Below are 16,911 nucleotides of genomic sequence, written 5' to 3' on the forward strand. Positions count from 1 at the left end.
CATGTCGCTCGGGCAGACCAAGGCAATCACCGATATCTGCCTTCTCGTCGAGGATATCGACCGCACCATCGACTTCTACACGCAGAAACTCGGCTACCGGATCAGACGCCGCGCCGAGGGCTTTGTCGATTTTCATTCCGAGCGTGTGACGCTCGCCGCATGGGAACTGGATCACATCAATCGCCACTGCGGCGTCTCGAATGTCCGTTCTCCGAAGCAGGCGCACAAGGCGTGCGTTGCGATGGAACTCGAAAGCGCCGGCGAGGTCGACCGGCTCTACGCCGAGCTGTCGGACAAGGGCGTGCCGTTCGTCGGGCCGCCCGGCGACTATGTCTGGAACGCGCGCTGCGCCTACTTCCACGACCCGGACGGGACGCTGTGGGAGCTCTACGCCTGGACCGGCGCCGGGCCGGGCGACTATCACGACACGCAAGTGTGATTGGATCGCGACGGCCTCGCAAGAAGGGCCGCGCCGCATGCAAACCGTCCAACAAAGGAGCAAGAAGATGAGTGGGAACACATCGCAATGGAATCGCAGATCGATCCTGAAGACCGGCGCCGCCGGCCTGGCGGCTTTCGGGCCAGGACTTCAGCTGTTTGGCGCCAGCGCCTCGGCAGCCGCCAGGCTCGTCGTCCAGTATGACTGGCTGATGTCGAACGGCCAGATCGGCGATGTGGCAGCCGTCGCCAATGGCTACTTCAAAGAAGCCGGGCTCGAAGTCGAGTTCAGCCCCGGCGGACCGAACGCCGCCACCGTGCCGCCGGTTGTGTCTGGTGCCGCCCAGCTCGGCCAATTCTCGGAATCGCCTCAACTCTATGCCGCGCGGGCGAGCGGCGTCCCGGTGAAGATCATCGCCTGCGGCTATCGCACCGGACCCTATGCGCTGACCTCGAAACCGGCGAAGCCGATCCGGTCGCCAGCGGACCTGAAGGGCATGCGGATCGGCACGCAGCCGACCGCGCGCTTCGCCATCGACGCGATGCTCGCGAAGAACAAGATCGACCCTTCCGAAGTCACCATCGTCAATGTCGGGTTCGACAAGGCGCCGCTGGTTCGTGGCGACGTGGATGCGATCGGCGGCTGGATCACCAACACGCAGGCGCTCAGCGTCGTCGGCGATGATCGCATCGATCTGCTGTTGTCGGAGCTGGGCTTGGCGTCCTATGCCGACGTTTACTTCGCGACCGACAGCGCCATCGAATCCGATTCCGAGACCCTGGCAAAATTCATCGGTGCGGTCGCCAGGGGGTGGGGGTGGGTCCACGCCAATCCCGAGCAGGCGGTCGACAAGCTCGTCGCGGCCTATCCCGAGATCGACGCAGGCTGGGAAAAGAAGACGATCCCCCTGGTGCTGAAACTGTCGTTCGACGACAACACGAAAAAGGATGGATGGGGCACGTTCGATCCTGCCTCGATCGAGAGCCAGATCGCGCTGCTTGACCAGATTGGCCAGTATCCAAACGGCAGGCCGAAGGCCGAGGACGTCTATACGACTGAGATTCTCGAACTCAGTGCGGCTGAACGGCCGAAGCTCGGCGCACCTGCCTCTTGATGGCCGCGCCGGCCATCGAAACCTCTAGGCTCGACGTCGGCTATCCCGGCCGGCACTCGCCCGTGACGGTGATCTCCGGTCTCGAACTGACAGTCGAGGCCGGGACGTTTCTGTCGATCCTCGGGCCTTCGGGGTGCGGAAAGTCGACGTTTCTGCGGGTTGTCGCCGACCTTTTGGCGCCACTCGCGGGCACGATACGCGTGATGGGCGAAACGCCGTCAGCGGTGCGCTCCGGCCGCGGTGTGGGCTTCGTCTTCCAGGACTCGACCCTTTTGCCGTGGCGCACGGCACGCGAGAATGTGCGGCTGCCGATCCAGGTGGGCCGCCGCAGCCTGTCGCGCATGATAGACGACCGGGCCGACGAGCTGCTCGAGCTCGTCGGCCTGTCGGCGCTCAGTGAGCGCTTGCCGCATCAGCTTTCCGGCGGACAACGCCAAAGGCTGGCGATCGCCCGGGCACTCCTTGGCGAGCCACGTCTGCTGCTGATGGACGAGCCGTTTGGGGCGCTTGACGAGATCACCCGCGATCGCCTCAACGACGAACTGCTGAACCTTTGGCGGCGGACCGGAACGACCGTGCTCTTCGTCACGCATTCCATTGCCGAAGCGGTCTATCTCGGGCAGCGCGTGATCGTGCTTGCCGCACATCCAGGCCGGATCGTCGCCGACCACGATCTGCGTCCGCTCAAGGGGCTGGACAACAGATGCTCGCGCGAGGATCCGGCGATCGTCGCGGCAATGGCCAGGATGCGCTCGGCCCTTGGAGCGGCCTCGTGAACCAGGGCGCGCTTTCGCCGTTCGCACAGACCGTGCTGCCGATCATCGGCGCCGGCTCGCTCATTCTCGCATGGCAGGTCCTGCTGCCGCTCGCCGGCGTGCCCGCCTACATTGTTCCGACGCCGACTGCGATAGCGGGCGTGTTTGCCAGGAACGGGTCGCTTCTCCTGTCGAACCTCTGGCCGACCGCCATCGAGGCGCTCTTCGGCTTCGTGCTCGGCAACCTCGCCGCAGTGATGCTGGCGGTCGTTTTCGTGCACAGCCGTACGCTTCAGGCTGCCTATTTTCCGGTCGTGCTGTTCTTCAATACGATCCCGGTTCTTGCGCTGGCCCCGGTCGTCATCCTTATCTTCGGCCTCGGCATGCTGCCCAAGATCGTGATCGCGGCAGTGATCTGTTTCTTCCCGACGCTCATCAACATGATCCGGGGTCTGGAATCGGCGAGCGCCAGCGAGCACGAGCTGTTTCGCGTGCTGTCGGCGACGCGTTGGGAAGTATTCTGGCGCCTGCGCCTGCCGCGCGCGCTGCCAATGCTTTTCGCTTCGCTGCGGATCGCCTCGGCGACCGCGGTGATCGGCGCGATCGTCGGCGAATGGATCGGCTCCGACAAAGGTCTCGGTGCGCTGATCATCCAGGCGACCTTCAACTATCAGTCTGACCGGCTCTACGCCGCTATTGTGCTCTCATCGCTGCTGTCGATCGGGTTCTTCACGACGGTCGTCGCCGCTGAGCGATGGTCAGTTCGATACCGTTGACCGGCTGGTTCCCAGGGATCGCCGCTTGGAGTTGGGCAGGGGACTTCGCCCCAACGCGCAGGCGAGGGTTGGCCTTTCCTGCGTCGGCCTGTAGTATGACCGGTGCTTGCAGGGGATAGGGGGAGCTCGAGCGTGGGGCTGGGTCGGAATTTCCGCCGTTGGGGGATGTGGGCCTTCATCGCCGTCTTGGTGCTTTCGCCGCATGCGGCGTCGGCCGATACTGTTACGCCCGAGCGGATCACTGCCGCCCTGTCGAAGCTCGAACTGCTCGCCGAAGGCGTGGTAAAGGACGGTGCCGTACCAGGTCTCGCCATCGGGGTCGTGCATGACGACAAGGTGGTCTTCCTCAGGGGGTTCGGGCATCGCGAGGCGGGCAAGCCGGAGGCCGTCGACGCGGACACGGTGTTCCAGATCGCCTCCCTCTCCAAGCCGGTCTCCGCAACGATCGTGGCGGCGCTGGTCAGCGAGCGCATCGTTTCCTGGGATGCGAAAATCGTCGATCTCGATCCGGCCTTCCGGCTGTCCGAGCCCTATCCGACCAGCGAACTCACGGTCCGCGACCTGTTTTCGCACCGCAGTGGACTTCCCGGCACGGCCGGAGACGACCTCGAGGACATTGGCTACGATCGTGCGGAGATCCTGCGTCGTCTGCGGTTCGTGTCGCCATCGTCGAGCTTTCGTGCCGGCTACTCCTACAGCAATTTCGGACTGACCGAAGGTGCCGTCGCGGCCGCGAAGCCGACAGGCAAGTCCTGGGAGGAGGTCGCCGAGGAGATGCTCTACCGTCCGCTTGGAATGGTCTCGACCAGCTCCCGTCATGCGGACTTCGTTAAGCACGCCAATCGCGCTGCGCTCCACGTCAAGATCGACGGCGTCTGGGCAGCGAAGGTAAAGCGCGATCCGGATGCGCAGGCGCCCGCAGGCGGCGTCAGCTCCACGGCACGCGATCTCTCGCAATGGGTGCGCCTCGTACTCGGCAATGGGGTCTATGCCGGCGAGACCCTCATTAAAGCCGACGCGCTGGACCAGACGCATGTTCCGCTGATGGAGCGCGGCAAGAACCCCGTCTCCGGCGGCGAGTCCTTCTACGGCCTCGGCTGGAACATCGAATTCGGCCGGCACGGCCTGAGCTGGGGTCATGCCGGCGCCTTCAGCGTTGGCGCCCGCACCCTGGTGACGCTCTTCCCGGAGGAGAAGCTAGGCATCGTCATCGTCGCCAACGCCTTTTCGACAGGGGTGCCGGAAGGTCTATCCGACAGCTTCGCCGACCTCGTCTTTGATGGAACGGTCGAGAAGGATTGGGTCAAGGCATGGGACGATACCTATGCGGGTCTGTTCGGCCCGGCAGTCGCAGGGGCCAAGGCCACCTATGCCGCACCACCGTCTCCGGCAAGGCCGGCCGGACCGGCCAGTGCCTATGCAGGCCGCTATTCCAACGATTTCATCGGCGATGCGGTCGTGTCGACTGTGGGAGACGCTCTTGTGCTCAAGGTCGGGCCGGCCGGCGCCCGGTCCTATTCATTGAAGCATTTCGACGGCGACCTGTTCCTGACCTTCCCGGACGCCGAGACGCCGGACGCGCCGTCCGGTGTAAGCTTTGTGCTCGGCCCCGACGGCAAGGCGTCGGCGATGACGATAGAGTTTCTCGACGGCAATCATCTCGGCACGCTGGCGCGCGTGGGTGACTAGTGTCAAAATCACGCTTGTCCAGTTATCCCCCGGCAAGAGGCGGCATCAACACTGCCTGACAAGGTCGACCTTCCATGCTTCGGGTCTGCCGGTAATCATCGAAGGGGAGCATCAAGGTGAACGAAGACGCCGCCACTCCAAGGCCTCTCGCAGAGATCGCCAGCTATCACGCCCATATCTACTATGACGGGCCGGCCGAGCGGCAGCATGCCGAATGGCTGCGCCTTCGCATCGGCGAACGTTTCCGCGTGCGCCTGGGCAACTGGCGCGACGAGCCGGTCGGCCCGCATGAGCAGGCCATGTACCAGGTCTCGTTCGCCACCGGAGCTTTCGCTACCCTCGTTCCGTGGCTGATGCTGAACCACGGCGGCCTGAGCATCCTCATCCACCCGAACACCACTAACCCCAAGCGCGACCATCTGGTCGACCCGATCTGGATAGGCCGCCCGCTGGGGGTGCACGGCGAGGTTCTCGGCGAGGAGGATGAGGCGGAAGAGGCGCTGGAGGTGAATACGGAGCCGACGTTGAGGGCGTAGGGAGGGGGCGCCGTTCGGCATGTGAGGTTCGGCGTCGGAAATCGCGTGTGCCTGCAGTGCAGTTCAGGCGGGCATGACCGGCCGCTTTGCGCCGCATCTCAGTCGTTCCGCCCGAGGGCAGAGGCAACCGAAAGCGGACGCGCTGTTCAGAAATCTACCTCTTGGTTACGGCAAAACGAACCACAAGGGCCCATCGACTAGACCGGTCGAACGGCTTCAGCCCAAGACATTCCAAACCAGACGGCCGAGTCCGGCTCCTTGCTCCAATCAATCAGGGCGTCGAGCGTCGCAGTGACGGATTGGCGAGGCAATCCGATAGCGACGATATCGTCCATCGCTTCATCGATGATGCTCGCAATGTTCCGGACAACTGCCTCAAAGTCAGGCTCGCCGGCGCATCCGCCAAAAAAGACAAATGTGATACGTCGTGGACGCAAGTCGGCCTGATGCAACAATTGAACAAGGCGACGTCCGATGATTGGATCATTGCCGTGTCGGTCGTAGGTTCGCTGATAGGCATGCCATAGTGAGGCAAATCCCGGTGGCTCGGGCCAGAGCCGCAGCCCATCATAGTCGTCATCTGACAATATCACCCGTCCGCCCGGTCGCACTGCGCCGGCCATGTTGCGAACAAGCAGCAACGGGTCAGGTAGGTGCTCGAGAACGAACCGCGCATGAGCAACGTCGAACTGTCCAAGCTCGTTGTCGGTAAGAAGTGGAGCAAGCACGTCACCCTGCCTCATCTCCAGAAATGCCAAATCCCCATCGGCGTCGGCCTGTCGTAGCGCCTCCGCTATCTGCTCCGGGCTTCGCTCCAAAGCCAAGACCGGAACACCGGTGGCCCGCGCCATCATTCTCGAAAACTGCCCTAACCCAGCACCGAAATCGACGACCCGCTCGCCAACAACCAGCTGTGCAGCGTCGAGACATCGTTGATTAAGACGCTTGTTTAAAGCCGTCAGCCGTTGCTGCTCGGCTTCACTTGATCCATGCGTATAATGCGATGACGACATTCACTGCCCCCAGATCGAATGACCATATCAGCTTCGCATAAGGTCGGACGGCGTCAAGATCAGCGGCTGTGAATTGAACCGTGGCGACCCCTGCGCCCGGCACATCAATTACCGCTTTGCGCCTTCGCTCCGGCCGGAAAGGCCGGTGGAGACACTTCCCAAGAGCAGACGTTCCCCCGAGGCGAGTTTCCCGACCCGCGCTACTCGCCTATGCTGGAAAGCAATTCGTCGAGCTGCTCCAGCTGCTCCGGCAATGCGGCCGCCCCGCCCTGTAGTGCTTCCTCAAGCGCATCCTTGGACGGATAGACTTCGTGGAAGTTCAGCAGCGTCTTCCCGCCCTGGTCCTCGAAGGTCACGGTCGTGACCGCGCCCTCTTCGCCCTCGTCGTTGGTCCAGACGATGCGCTCGTTCGGCACCACCTCGAGATACTTGCCGTAGAAGGCCATGGTGTCCGAACCGCCGGCGCCGAATTCCAGCCGATATTTGCCGCCGGTACGGACGTCCATATCGCACGATACGAGCGAAACGCCAGATGCCGATTTTGGCACCCACCAGCGCTGGAACAGCTCGGGCTGGCTCCACGCCCTGTAAACCGTGCTCGGCGGCGCATTGAATGTCCGCGTTACGACGAGTTCGCGATCCCCTCTGCGCTCGACTGACGTGCGGTTCTGCGCACCACCTGCACTGTTAACTTGCTGATTCATCGGTTCCCTCCTGTTTCATTTCGCTGATGATTTCGTCCAATGCTTCGAAGCGGGCCTCGAAGAGCTTGCGATGCGCCTCGATCCACTCGGCCTCCGCCTTGAGGCCGCGTTTCCCAAGCTTGCAGGTTCTCACCCGTCCGACCTTCTGCGTGACGACGAGCCCCGCCTGCTCGAGAACCTGGACGTGCTTCTTCATGCCGGTCAGCGTCATCTGGAACTTATCCGCGAGACTGGTGATCGACGCGTCCCCTCGCCCAAGCTGATCGATGATCCCGCGGCGCGTCGCATCGGACAGCGCCGCGAACGAGAGATCGAGGGGAGGACTTACATACTGAACCATATAGTTCAGTGTCTAATCTGCTCGCGCAGGAAGCGCAAGCGTCCCGAACTTCCCTGCCGTAGACCGGTCATTCGAGGCCATGCACCACCGGGGAGGCAGCAAAAATCGTCTGCTGCGGGTCAAAAGCGGACCTTCGAGCCGCTGATGAACGAATGTCAGCTTTCAGCGCCTGCTCCCCGAAAGCAGTCCGCCGGCTAACGGCCTAATATCAGTCATTCAGCCTGCCTTGCTGACGACGGACTTTGATGTTTGAGCGCTGACCCAGAACCAATCGATCGCCGCTTTCACTAAGCAGGCCCGAGGTGTAAACTATTTAGCCTTTCGAGGACGCAGCCATGTTTCGAATTCTGTGTGTGGTGGCTGTCTTACTCGCGTCGGCGAGTGTCGTCGCGGGTGAGTCCTTGTTTGACGCCGTGAAGGCCGGCGACACGGCCAGAGTCGAGCGCCTGCTGGCGAGCGGAGCCGAGGTCGACAGCCGTGATCGCGACCAAGCCACGCCGCTGATCGCTGCGTCGCTGAGCGATCACCCGGCGGTCGCGGAGCTGCTGCTCAGCAAACGCGCCGACGTGATGGCGCGCAACGCCGGGGGCTTCACGCCGCTCCATGCGGCGGCGTATTCGGGCAGCGTGCGGATCGCAGAACTGCTGTTGGGCAAGGGCGCTGTTCTCGAAGATGCTGCCAACAAGGCGGGCGTGACACCGCTGATGGTCGCCGTAGAAGAGAACCGCGTCGCCATGCTTGAGCTGCTGATCGCCCGCGGCGCCGATGTCAGCCGGCCGGAGAGTCTTCACGGGTACACGCCGGTGACGCGCGCCGGCTTCAAGGGTCATAGAGACATTATACGGGTGCTCAAGCGCCACGGCGCGGCCTGCCCGCCCGCCGAGGTGATAGGCGCCTCGTTGTGCATCGAGATGAGTGACTGAACGGAGGACGGAATATGTGCGAAGCAAGCCAAAAGTACGGCGTGCCCCCGACTCGAGGATCAGCATTTGGAGCGACATTCTCGATCGCCTTGATGGTCAGTTGCGTTCCTGCCCTCGCCGCCGACCAGGTCAATACCGGCTATTTCGGCGGTGTCGCGATCATGGGCTACGACCCGGTTGCCTACTTCACCGAAGGCCGGGCGATGAAGGGCTCCGAGGAGTTCTCCTACGACTGGCTGGGGACGCCGTGGCAGTTCGCCAGCAGCAAGCACCGTGAGCTCTTCATCGGTGAACCTACCAAGTATGCGCCACAATACGGGGGCTATTGCACCGGGGAAGTGGCCTTCAATGGTGCCACGATCAATATCGATCCGGAAGCGTGGGCGATCATCGGCGGTAAGCTGTACCTGGCTTACAGCAAGGAATTCATGGCCGAGTTCAAGGCCCGCCCGAGCGACCTCTTGGCAAAGGCCGAGGCGAATTGGCCCGCCATCGAGACCCAGCTGGAGCAGGACGGGTTCCAGTGATGCGCAGATCGAGGTGCCACGTCGAGACGGGCAGCGGACCTACTCGACGGGCGAAAAATGGAAGAGCGTGAACGCGTTGACATAGGTGTATTCGGGCTTGCCCGGGTCATGGGTTCGCCGATAAACCGGGCCGCAGCGGGGCCGCCCGAGTAACACGTTCTCGCTCTGCTCGCACAGCATGTCCCGATCGACGAAGGCGGTCCCGGTTGCGATCTGTGTCGGGGTCCGGAAAGCCGTCTTGCCATCGCGGCCAAGTTGCAGGAGAGCCGGATCGCCCGCGCCTGTCTGTCCCTGCCATGTCCGCCCGAAGGCCAGGCGGGAGATATCCGCCCCACTCAGCCTGTCGCGATCCTCGCCGCGGAAGTCGAAGGGCCATTCGGGAAGGCCGGCGTCGCGCATGGCTTCGAGGACGCGCTCGAGGTCCTGACCATTGCGAAAATGGGCATAGAGAACGCGCCAGGTCTCGACGGAAGTGACGGGGACGGTACGGCGGGCTTCCCCCGCCGCGTCGCGGGCTTCGCTCAAACGACCGGCGCGAGCGTAGGCTGCGGCGAGTAAGGCATGAATATCGATGAGGCGCGGCGCCTCGGCGCGGGCGCGCTTCAGCGTTTCAATCGCCCGGGCGTAATCCCCATGCAATAGGAACGCCAGTCCCGCGACCAGCCGTTCGCTCGTCGAGAGGCTGGGGTTGAGCCGCTGCGCGGTCTCGATTGCAGCGACAGCCTCGGCGTGGCGGCCGGCGAAAGTGAGGACGAGGCTCAGCGCCGCATGGGCCTCGGCGTCGCTGGGCCCCAGCGCCACGGCCCGCCCGGCGGAAGCGAGTGCCTCCTCGTATCGGCGATCCACGACCTGAAGAATGGCGAGGATGGCATAGGGCCGCGAGGATTCCGGGTTCAGCGCCAGCGCGCTTCCGGCCTTCTCATACGCCCGTCTCCTAGCCACGGGGCCTGGCAGAACGTTGTCATAGTCGAGGCGCCAGACATAGACCGCGGTGCGCGCATCCGCCGCATGCGCCTCGGCGAAGGAGGGATCGAGCGTGGTCGCTTTCGCGTAGAGCTGCAACGCTTCCCGCAGCAGGCCGGTTCTCTCCGCCTGCTCGCCGCGGAGATAGTAGTCATAGGCTTCGAGGTTCGCGGTCGGCGGCCGCGCCAACTGACCTTGCTCCGACGCCGTCGACTGCACCCCGAGAGCCTCGACGATATGGCGGACTACTTCGTCCTCCACGGCGAAGACATCCGAGGCGCTGCGGTCGAACTCCTCGGCCACCAGATGGTCGCCGGTCGCCGTATCGATGAGCTTAGCATTGACATGGATCCGGTCGCCGCTTCGCCGGACGCTGCCTTCCACCACATAGCGGACACCGAGGTCGCGCGCTATGTCCTGCACGACGACCGGCCGGCCCTTATAGGTGAAGACAGAATTGCGAGCGATGACGACCGGTCCCGACAGCTTGGCGAGGTCGGTGATGAGATCGTCAGTGATCCCGTCGGCGAAGTATTCCTGTTCGGAGTCGCCGCTCAGGTTTGCAAACGGCAGGACGGCGACGGACGGCCGCTCAGGCGGCATAGACATCTGCCAGACCACGAGCATCGCGACGGCGGCGGTCAACACCGCTCCAGCCACTGCCAAGATCAGGAGCCGAGCGCCCGCCTTGCGCGTTGTGCCGACAACTCTTCCCGCTGCCCCAGCATCGAGTAGGACGCGATAGACGCGCACCGGATCGGCGATGTTCTTGACGTGTTGCTCACCGAGATAGGCAAAGCCCACATCGGCCTTGTGAATGGCCTGATCGAAGGCGGTGCCAGAGATCATCACGCCGCTGGGATCGGCGATCGTCTGCAATCGGTCGGCAATGATCACGCCCTCGCCGTGGATGTCGTCGCCCTCTACGATCACGTCGCCAAGATTGATGCCGATGCGAAACGCAAGCCGACGGTCGGCCGCAACGCCGACGTCGCGCTCGGACTTGGCGCGCTGTGCCTCAACCGCGCAGCGCACCGCATCGACCACGCTGTGGAACTCCACCAGCAGCCCGTCGCCCATGGTCTTGACCAGCCGGCCATGGTGCGCGGCGATTCTCGGCTCGAAGACCTCGCGCAGATCGGCTTGGAAGCGGGCACGCGTGCCTTCCTCGTCGGCTTGGCTCAGGCGGCCATAGCCCACGACGTCCGCGATTAGGACGGCGGCGAGCCGACGCTCCATACCTAGTCCTTCGTGAGAGCGACCACACGGCTAACCACGCGAGGTTACGCCGAACCATTGGCAAACGCGAGTGCGCCGAAGATTGAGCTGAAAGATTGACGCGGTTTGTAGGTTGATACTAGCGGACGTAGTGGTCAGCGCTGCCGTTTCGATCTCTGTGTGAGAAGGTCGGCTTAGGGTCCGGTCAGTCAGGGACCTCGGACCTACCGGATCGAATGTCCGCTATCGCTTTTTTGGACGCCAGAAACTGCCGGTCGGCTGTCGGCCAATCCACGATGTTCGAGACCTTGATGCTAGGCAATGCCGACGACCTCACCTACCCCCCAGCCAACCGCGGCAGCAGGAAAATCTCCGCCCCCTGCGGCAGCTCCTTCGACCACGTATCCCGATAAATTGTCCCATCGATCGCCACAGCAATCCCGCGATCGATCAAGGGCTCGAAGCCGGGATACTGCTCAGCCAGCTTCCTGAACAGCTCCCGGATATCCTTCGCCTCGATCTCGACCTTGCTCTTGCCTCCGGCGATTGCGCCGAGCGATCCCCAGAGCGTTACTTCGACCATCAGCCTCCCCGTTCCGCCTCGATCGCCGCCAGGATGCGCGGTGGCGACATCGGGATATGCGTCATCCGCACGCCTGCGGCGTTCGACACCGCATTGGCGATCGCCGCCAGCGGCGGCACGATCGAGGTCTCGCCGACGCCACGCACCCCGTAAGGATGGTTGGGATTGGGGATCTCGAGGATCTGCGTGTCGATCATCGGCAGGTCCGAGCAGACCGGGATGCGGTAGTCGAGGAAGCCGGGGTTCTGCAGCCGCCCGTCCTTGCCGTAGATGTACTCTTCGTTGAGCGCCCAGCCGATGCCTTGCGCCGCACCGCCCTGGTACTGCCCCTCGACGTAGGTCGGATGCACCGCCTTGCCGGCGTCCTGCACGACTGTGTAGCGCAGGACCCTGGTGGCGCCGGTCTCCGGATCGACCTCGATATCGCAGATATGGGTGGCGAAGGAGACGCCGGCGCCGTCGGCGACGAGCTCGCTGTGGCCGGCGATCGGCCCGCCCGTTTTGCCGGACGCGGCCGCGATCTCCTTCAGCGACAGCGCCGCAAGGTTGCCGTACTTCTCGCCTTTGGCGATGGCGTGGCCCTTTTCCCAGACCACGTCGTCGACGGGAATGTCCCACATCTGCGCGGCGCGCTCGCGCAGGATCTTGATGGCGTTGCGGGCGGCCGAGATCGTCGCCATAGAGGAGGAGAAGGTGCCGCGGCTGCCGTCCGTCATGTCGTTGTAGCCGAGGCTGGAGGTGTCAGCCACCACCGCCTTGACCTGCTCGTAGGCGATGCCGAGTTCCTCCGCCGCCACCAGCGACAACGACGCGCGGGAACCACCCACATCGACCGTGCCGACGGCAAGCGAGACCGAGCCGTCCATGCCGATGTTGAGGTCGGTGCAGGTCTGGCCGCCGAAGTTGAACCAGAAGCCGCAAGCCATGCCGCGGCCCTGGTTCTTGCCTAGCGGTGCCTTCATGTGCGGATGGTTCTTCGCCGCCTCGAGCGTCGGGCCGATGCCGATCGGGCCGTATACCGGGCCGTAGGACGATCTGGTGCCTTCCTGGGCGGCGTTCCTGATGCGGAACTCGACCGGATCCATGCCGATCTCCTTGGCCAGCTCGTCGACGGCACTTTCCACCGCAAACGCCGCCATCGGCGCCGATGGCGCGCGATAGGCCGCGGTCTTCGGCCGGTTGACCAGCACTTCGTAGCCGACGGTCTTGACGTTCTCGAGCCTGTAGCAGGCAAACGCGGTCATGGCGCCGATCTCGGCCCACATGCCGGCATAGGGGCCGCAGGAGTAGCGTAGCGTCGCCTCGGCCGCGGTGATCGTGCCGTCCTTGCGGGCGCCGATCCTGACCTCGATCGAGGTGGCGCTGGTCGGCCCCGAGGCGCGGAACACCTCGTCGCGCGTCATCACCAGCTTGACCGGCCGGCCGGCCTTGCGCGACAGTGCCAGCGCCACCGGCTCGGCCCAGACATGGGTCTTGCCGCCGAAACCGCCGCCGATCTCCGAGGAGGTGACGCGAAGCTTGGAAGCTTCCATACCAAGCAGTTGGGCGCAGTGCTGGCGGTAGACGAAATGGCCCTGCGTGCAGACCCAGAGGTCGGCAGTGCCGTCCGAGCTGACATTGGCCACGCAGGCATGCGGCTCGATATAGCCCTGGTGCGTCTGCTCGGTCTTGAAGGAGCGTTCGACGACGTAATCGGCCTGTCCAAAACCCTGATGAACGTCGCCATGGCCGTACTGGGTGCGCTTGGTGACATTGGACGGCTTGGCGGGCTTTTCCTCGAGGCCCTCGGTGAAGATGGCGTCGTTGAGCACGGGCGCCGAGTGCTTCATCGCCTCGTCGACATCGGTCACATGCGGCAGCACTTCATAGTCGACCTCGATCAACTTCAGCGCCTGCCTAGCGGTGCGGGCGTCGACCGCGGCGACCGCAGCCACCGCATGGCCGTCATAGAGCGCTTTCTTGCGCGCCATGCAGTTGTCGAGGATGTCGTACATGGCGGAATCGCCATCGGTGAGGTCGGGCAGGTCGGCGGCGGTGATCACTGCCTTCACGCCGGGGAGTTTCTCCGCCTTCGAGGTGTCGATCTTCCTGATCGTGGCGTGGGCGTGCGGGCTTCTCAGAACACGCCCGACCAGCTGGCCGGTCATGTTGAAGTCCGCGCCGTAGCGCGCGCGGCCCGTCACCTTGTCGACGCCGTCGGGACGGATGGGGCGGGTGCCGACCGAGGTGAAATTGCGCCCCGCGAAACGTGGATCGAAATTCATCGTCATGCTCCCTTCATCACGCTTGCCGCGTCCTGGACGGCGCGCACGATCTTGTCATAGCCGGTGCAGCGGCAGAGGTTCCCGGCGAGGCCGAAGCGGATTTCCTCCTCGGTCGGGTCGGGGTTCTTGGCCAAAAGGTCCTTCGCGGCGATCAGGAAGCCCGGCGTGCAGATGCCGCATTGCAGTGCTGCGTGCTCAAGGAACTTCTGCTGCAGCGGATGCAGCGTGTCGCCATGCGCCATGCCTTCGACGGTCTCGACGCGCCGGCCTTCAGCCTCCGCGCCAAGCACCAGGCACGAACACACCAGCCGGTCGTCGAGGATGATGCTGCAGGCGCCGCAGTCGCCGGTGCCGCAGCCTTCCTTGGCGCCGGTCAGCCCGAGGCGGTCGCGCAGCACATCGAGCAGCGTCTCGTCCGGTTGGCAAAGGTACTCGAAATTGTCGCCGTTGATTGTCGTTGAGACTGCTACACCGGCCATCATTTGCCTCCTGCACGTGCATAGGCGGTCATGGCGGCCCGCCTGGCCAGCACACCCGCAACTTTCCTTCTGAATTCGATGGTGCCGCGCTTGTCGTCGATGGGCCGGCAGGCCCCCGAGCAGACCTTGGCGAGCCGCTCCAGCGCGGCTTCGTCCAGCTTCCTGCCGATGAGGGCATCGGCGGCCTCCTCGACCAGCAGCACCGTCGCGGCCACGGCGCCCAGCGCCACGCGGGCCGCTTTGACGACACCTTGCTCATCGAGCGTCAGGTTCACCCCGGCGCTGACTACGGCGATGTCCATCTCCGTGCGTGGAATGAAACGCAGATAGGCATCGCCGGAGCGCGGCGCGCGCCTGTCGAGCAGGATCGCCTCGATGATTTCTCCCTTGGCGAGCGACGTCTTGCCAGGCCCGGTCGGCACTGCCTCTACCGCGACCGTGCGCCTGCCTCCTGGCCCGATGATCAATGCCCTGGCGCCGGCGGCCACCAGCGCCGGCACGCTGTCGGCGGCCGGCGAGGCGTTGCAAAGATTGCCGACGATTGTGCAGCGTCCCTGCACCTGTTTCGAGCCAATCAGCTTGGCCGCTTCGACTACGCCCGGCCATTCCCTCTTCAAGGCCGCGCTCTCGCCCATCAGGGCGCACGAGACCGCCGCACCGATGCCGAAGCCCTCCGCCGTTTCCCTGATCTCGCCCAGTCCGTCGATCGCCTTGATATCGACGATAAGGTCTGGCTCGATAAAGCCGCCTTTCATCCTCACCAGGAGGTCGCTGCCTCCGGCGAGAATGGCGGCCGTGCCAGACGAGCCGGCCAAGTGGCCAACGGCATCTTCCATTGAAAGCGGACGTATGTAGCGCATCGTCTCCCCTTGATCATCGCAATTCTGTCGGCCTGTTATAGAGCCTTGGATCGGAATGGTCATCCGGTTCTGCATCAGCAGCGATTAGGCCAGGTGCCGCAAGACAAATGGCAACATTCCTCCCCATATCGGCCATCGGCGGTAGCCAGCTGACTGAGTCTGAGCCCTGGAGCCGCAGGGCGGCGGGCCTTTTGCCGGCGCGTTCTCAACTCAGGGCGCCGGGCCGAACTGGAGCAATTTGAAGCAATCGCCGCTTCCCGACTTCAACTGCGTCAGGAAGCGTTTCGACCGATCGATCCATTCCTGGTGCGACCTGGCATCGGCTTCGATCTCGTTGACCGGTCCAAGATTGACGAAGCTGCGCCCCTTGCTGAAAAGCCAGCACGCACGGCCGAGAAGTCTCCGGCTGCGCTGGCGCAAGAGGTCGGCATCATAAAAGATGTCGAGCACCTCCTGCTTGATCTTTCGCTGCTTTTCAGGATTTGCGATCGCAACCGCGATCGAGTCTCCGCCGATCGCATCCTGCAGGTCCTTGTAGTCGAGGGCGAGCTGAGTGGTGGCATATTTGATCTCGCTCTCATCCCGGACGATGTTGAACCACAGCGCGGGATCGAGTTCGTTGACGACGAACGATGCCTCGAAATCGCGCGATAGGTTCAGGATATCGAAGGCTTGAACCTCAACGTCGCGCTCAACCAGAAGGATCTGGGCGACCTGCTTGCCGAGTTCCGCCCCGTGCGCGCTGATCGCGGCATTCGTTCCACCGAGCTCCGGGCTGATGTAAGGCCCGCCATCATCCAGCAGCGCATCGAATTCGCCAAGGTATTCGACGACGGCGGCGCCGCGAGCAATGCGTGCGGCCAGTTTGGCGAGAGCCAGCTGCAGCTCCGTTTCGCGTTTGCGCTGGTCCTGATAATTCTGCTGAAAAAAGAAGATGAACAGGGAAACGCCAATTCCGATCAGGATCACCCCGAGCTGGGAAAAGATGTTGCGATAATATTCCAGCAGCTTTTCACGATGGCGTATGTCGTGGCGCACATTGTGTGCCACACGAGCATTGACGATCAGCGAAAGGATCAGAAGCCCGGCACCGACCAGGATGAGGCCGCCGATGAGGAAATAGCCTTGGCCTGAGAAAGTACTGAAATCCATGCGTTTGCCGCGTCCCTGAAGCCCCAGACCGCGCAGACTAATACCATTCCGCTTCAACGCCTACATGTTCGTAGGGGGCGTCAACATCCGGAAATGACCCTAACCCGTCCTTTTTCAGCCTTATCATGAATGTCGCGCATGCTCGTAAATCAGACATTGCGCTGGCGCGGTTCGAGCGCTCCAGTTAATTCGAGCATCTGATAGCCCGCCAAGAGTGTGATCAGAGATCCGACAACCCGCAAGAGCGTCCTTTCCCGCGATGCCTTGACCATCTATCCCGACAGCGGTGCCGCAAAAAACGCCTCCAGCAATCAGGCCGGCAGCTGAAGTTAGGTAGTCGCGGAATCCGCTGGCGTGCTCCCAACGGCCGGTAAGAATCCTGGCGAGGAATCTCAACGAGACCGAAAGGGCAATCAGGAACTCGCTCGCATTGACGGTTCCGACGGCGTACCGAGGCTATCCATTTGTGCCAAGCAGGCCGATGGCGACCAGATATCTCTCGCCGGAAGCGGTCGAGCAGCAACTTCCAACGCTTCTATTGGTTTTCGGCCCGCCGCAAACTCCATCGTGCAAGTT

At 63.4% G+C, this 16,911-nt stretch carries 17 protein-coding genes; 8 read left to right on the top strand and 9 right to left on the bottom strand.

Going from position 1 to position 16,911, the window contains the following annotated elements:
* Window position 1: 1 nt before the first annotated feature.
* The 6 genes from AC0L3I_RS11550 (at window position 2) to AC0L3I_RS11575 (ending at window position 5,309) form a co-directional block, all read left to right on the top strand.
* Window positions 2-439 (top strand): VOC family protein, encoded by a 438-nt coding sequence (locus AC0L3I_RS11550; RefSeq protein ID WP_370463434.1) that lies wholly within the window; start codon window positions 2-4, stop codon window positions 437-439.
* Between the two features lie 67 nt (window positions 440-506).
* Entirely contained in the window at window positions 507-1,553 is a 1,047-nt protein-coding gene (locus AC0L3I_RS11555) for an ABC transporter substrate-binding protein (protein WP_473526971.1), read from the top strand.
* Window positions 1,553-2,329: an ABC transporter ATP-binding protein gene (locus AC0L3I_RS11560; protein WP_473526972.1), complete on the top strand. Its 777-nt coding sequence runs from the start codon at window positions 1,553-1,555 to the stop codon at window positions 2,327-2,329. Before AC0L3I_RS11555 ends, AC0L3I_RS11560 begins: the two co-directional genes overlap by 1 nt.
* A complete protein-coding gene (locus AC0L3I_RS11565; protein ID WP_473526973.1) occupies window positions 2,257-3,084 on the top strand; it encodes an ABC transporter permease in 828 nt (275 codons plus the stop codon). Before AC0L3I_RS11560 ends, AC0L3I_RS11565 begins: the two co-directional genes overlap by 73 nt.
* Before the next feature lie 132 nt (window positions 3,085-3,216).
* The gene (locus AC0L3I_RS11570; protein ID WP_473526974.1) at window positions 3,217-4,773 is read left to right on the top strand and encodes a serine hydrolase; all 1,557 of its coding nucleotides are present in this window, start codon (window positions 3,217-3,219) and stop codon (window positions 4,771-4,773) included.
* A 116-nt stretch (window positions 4,774-4,889) separates the two neighbouring features.
* Window positions 4,890-5,309 (top strand): DOPA 4,5-dioxygenase family protein, encoded by a 420-nt coding sequence (locus AC0L3I_RS11575; RefSeq protein ID WP_473526975.1) that lies wholly within the window; start codon window positions 4,890-4,892, stop codon window positions 5,307-5,309.
* 197 nt (window positions 5,310-5,506) lie between these two features.
* On the opposite strand, the gene AC0L3I_RS11580 is transcribed toward AC0L3I_RS11575, so the two are convergent.
* The 3 genes from AC0L3I_RS11580 to AC0L3I_RS11590 all read right to left on the bottom strand — a co-directional run bounded on the left by AC0L3I_RS11580 (window position 5,507) and on the right by AC0L3I_RS11590 (window position 7,366).
* Window positions 5,507-6,322, bottom strand: coding sequence for a class I SAM-dependent methyltransferase (locus tag AC0L3I_RS11580; RefSeq protein ID WP_123150947.1), 816 nt, complete (start codon window positions 6,320-6,322; stop codon window positions 5,507-5,509).
* 200 nt (window positions 6,323-6,522) lie between these two features.
* Complete coding sequence (locus AC0L3I_RS11585; protein WP_473526976.1) at window positions 6,523-7,026, bottom strand: SRPBCC family protein; 504 nt, start codon at window positions 7,024-7,026, stop codon at window positions 6,523-6,525.
* Window positions 7,010-7,366: an ArsR/SmtB family transcription factor gene (locus AC0L3I_RS11590; RefSeq protein ID WP_473526977.1), complete on the bottom strand. Its 357-nt coding sequence runs from the start codon at window positions 7,364-7,366 to the stop codon at window positions 7,010-7,012. Before AC0L3I_RS11590 ends, AC0L3I_RS11585 begins: the two co-directional genes overlap by 17 nt.
* 335 nt (window positions 7,367-7,701) lie before the next feature.
* Between AC0L3I_RS11590 and AC0L3I_RS11595 the strand changes: the two genes are divergently transcribed.
* Together AC0L3I_RS11595 and AC0L3I_RS11600 are read left to right on the top strand one after the other, a co-directional pair.
* Window positions 7,702-8,289 (top strand): ankyrin repeat domain-containing protein, encoded by a 588-nt coding sequence (locus tag AC0L3I_RS11595; protein WP_473526978.1) that lies wholly within the window; start codon window positions 7,702-7,704, stop codon window positions 8,287-8,289.
* Between the two features lie 14 nt (window positions 8,290-8,303).
* Window positions 8,304-8,816 carry a YHS domain-containing (seleno)protein gene (locus AC0L3I_RS11600; RefSeq protein WP_473526979.1) on the top strand — a complete coding sequence of 171 codons (513 nt, stop codon included), beginning with the start codon at window positions 8,304-8,306 and terminating at the stop codon, window positions 8,814-8,816.
* Window positions 8,817-8,855: 39 nt separating this feature from the next.
* Here AC0L3I_RS11600 and AC0L3I_RS11605 read toward each other — a convergent pair whose 3' ends face one another.
* The 6 genes from AC0L3I_RS11605 to AC0L3I_RS11630 form a co-directional block, all read right to left on the bottom strand.
* Window positions 8,856-11,018, bottom strand: coding sequence for an adenylate/guanylate cyclase domain-containing protein (locus AC0L3I_RS11605; RefSeq protein ID WP_473526980.1), 2,163 nt, complete (start codon window positions 11,016-11,018; stop codon window positions 8,856-8,858).
* A gap of 316 nt (window positions 11,019-11,334) precedes the next feature.
* Window positions 11,335-11,580 (bottom strand): MoaD/ThiS family protein, encoded by a 246-nt coding sequence (locus tag AC0L3I_RS11610; protein WP_473526981.1) that lies wholly within the window; start codon window positions 11,578-11,580, stop codon window positions 11,335-11,337.
* Window positions 11,580-13,844: a xanthine dehydrogenase family protein molybdopterin-binding subunit gene (locus tag AC0L3I_RS11615; RefSeq protein WP_473526982.1), complete on the bottom strand. Its 2,265-nt coding sequence runs from the start codon at window positions 13,842-13,844 to the stop codon at window positions 11,580-11,582. The genes AC0L3I_RS11610 and AC0L3I_RS11615 overlap by 1 nt, the downstream gene beginning before the upstream one ends.
* Window positions 13,845-13,846: 2 nt before the next feature.
* Window positions 13,847-14,323 carry a (2Fe-2S)-binding protein gene (locus AC0L3I_RS11620; RefSeq protein WP_126107184.1) on the bottom strand — a complete coding sequence of 159 codons (477 nt, stop codon included), beginning with the start codon at window positions 14,321-14,323 and terminating at the stop codon, window positions 13,847-13,849.
* The gene (locus tag AC0L3I_RS11625; protein WP_473526983.1) at window positions 14,323-15,183 is read right to left on the bottom strand and encodes an FAD binding domain-containing protein; all 861 of its coding nucleotides are present in this window, start codon (window positions 15,181-15,183) and stop codon (window positions 14,323-14,325) included. The genes AC0L3I_RS11620 and AC0L3I_RS11625 overlap by 1 nt, the downstream gene beginning before the upstream one ends.
* A gap of 210 nt (window positions 15,184-15,393) precedes the next feature.
* A complete protein-coding gene (locus AC0L3I_RS11630; protein ID WP_473526984.1) occupies window positions 15,394-16,335 on the bottom strand; it encodes a hypothetical protein in 942 nt (313 codons plus the stop codon).
* Between the last annotated feature and the right edge of the window lie 576 nt (window positions 16,336-16,911).

It is taken from the genome of Mesorhizobium sp. WSM4840, from assembly GCF_055811755.1.

Coding starts and splice junctions, on each gene's coding strand:
- AC0L3I_RS11550 (WP_370463434.1), top strand. CDS start 2: ATGTCGCTCGGGCAGACCAAGGCAATCACCGATATCTGCCTTCTCGTC.
- AC0L3I_RS11555 (WP_473526971.1), top strand. CDS start 507: ATGAGTGGGAACACATCGCAATGGAATCGCAGATCGATCCTGAAGACC.
- AC0L3I_RS11560 (WP_473526972.1), top strand. CDS start 1,553: ATGGCCGCGCCGGCCATCGAAACCTCTAGGCTCGACGTCGGCTATCCC.
- AC0L3I_RS11565 (WP_473526973.1), top strand. CDS start 2,257: ATGCTCGCGCGAGGATCCGGCGATCGTCGCGGCAATGGCCAGGATGCG.
- AC0L3I_RS11580 (WP_123150947.1), bottom strand. CDS start 6,322: ATGTCGTCATCGCATTATACGCATGGATCAAGTGAAGCCGAGCAGCAA.
- AC0L3I_RS11585 (WP_473526976.1), bottom strand. CDS start 7,026: ATGAATCAGCAAGTTAACAGTGCAGGTGGTGCGCAGAACCGCACGTCA.
- AC0L3I_RS11590 (WP_473526977.1), bottom strand. CDS start 7,366: ATGGTTCAGTATGTAAGTCCTCCCCTCGATCTCTCGTTCGCGGCGCTG.
- AC0L3I_RS11595 (WP_473526978.1), top strand. CDS start 7,702: ATGTTTCGAATTCTGTGTGTGGTGGCTGTCTTACTCGCGTCGGCGAGT.
- AC0L3I_RS11600 (WP_473526979.1), top strand. CDS start 8,304: ATGTGCGAAGCAAGCCAAAAGTACGGCGTGCCCCCGACTCGAGGATCA.
- AC0L3I_RS11605 (WP_473526980.1), bottom strand. CDS start 11,018: ATGGAGCGTCGGCTCGCCGCCGTCCTAATCGCGGACGTCGTGGGCTAT.
- AC0L3I_RS11610 (WP_473526981.1), bottom strand. CDS start 11,580: ATGGTCGAAGTAACGCTCTGGGGATCGCTCGGCGCAATCGCCGGAGGC.
- AC0L3I_RS11615 (WP_473526982.1), bottom strand. CDS start 13,844: ATGAATTTCGATCCACGTTTCGCGGGGCGCAATTTCACCTCGGTCGGC.
- AC0L3I_RS11620 (WP_126107184.1), bottom strand. CDS start 14,323: ATGGCCGGTGTAGCAGTCTCAACGACAATCAACGGCGACAATTTCGAG.
- AC0L3I_RS11625 (WP_473526983.1), bottom strand. CDS start 15,183: ATGCGCTACATACGTCCGCTTTCAATGGAAGATGCCGTTGGCCACTTG.
- AC0L3I_RS11630 (WP_473526984.1), bottom strand. CDS start 16,335: ATGGATTTCAGTACTTTCTCAGGCCAAGGCTATTTCCTCATCGGCGGC.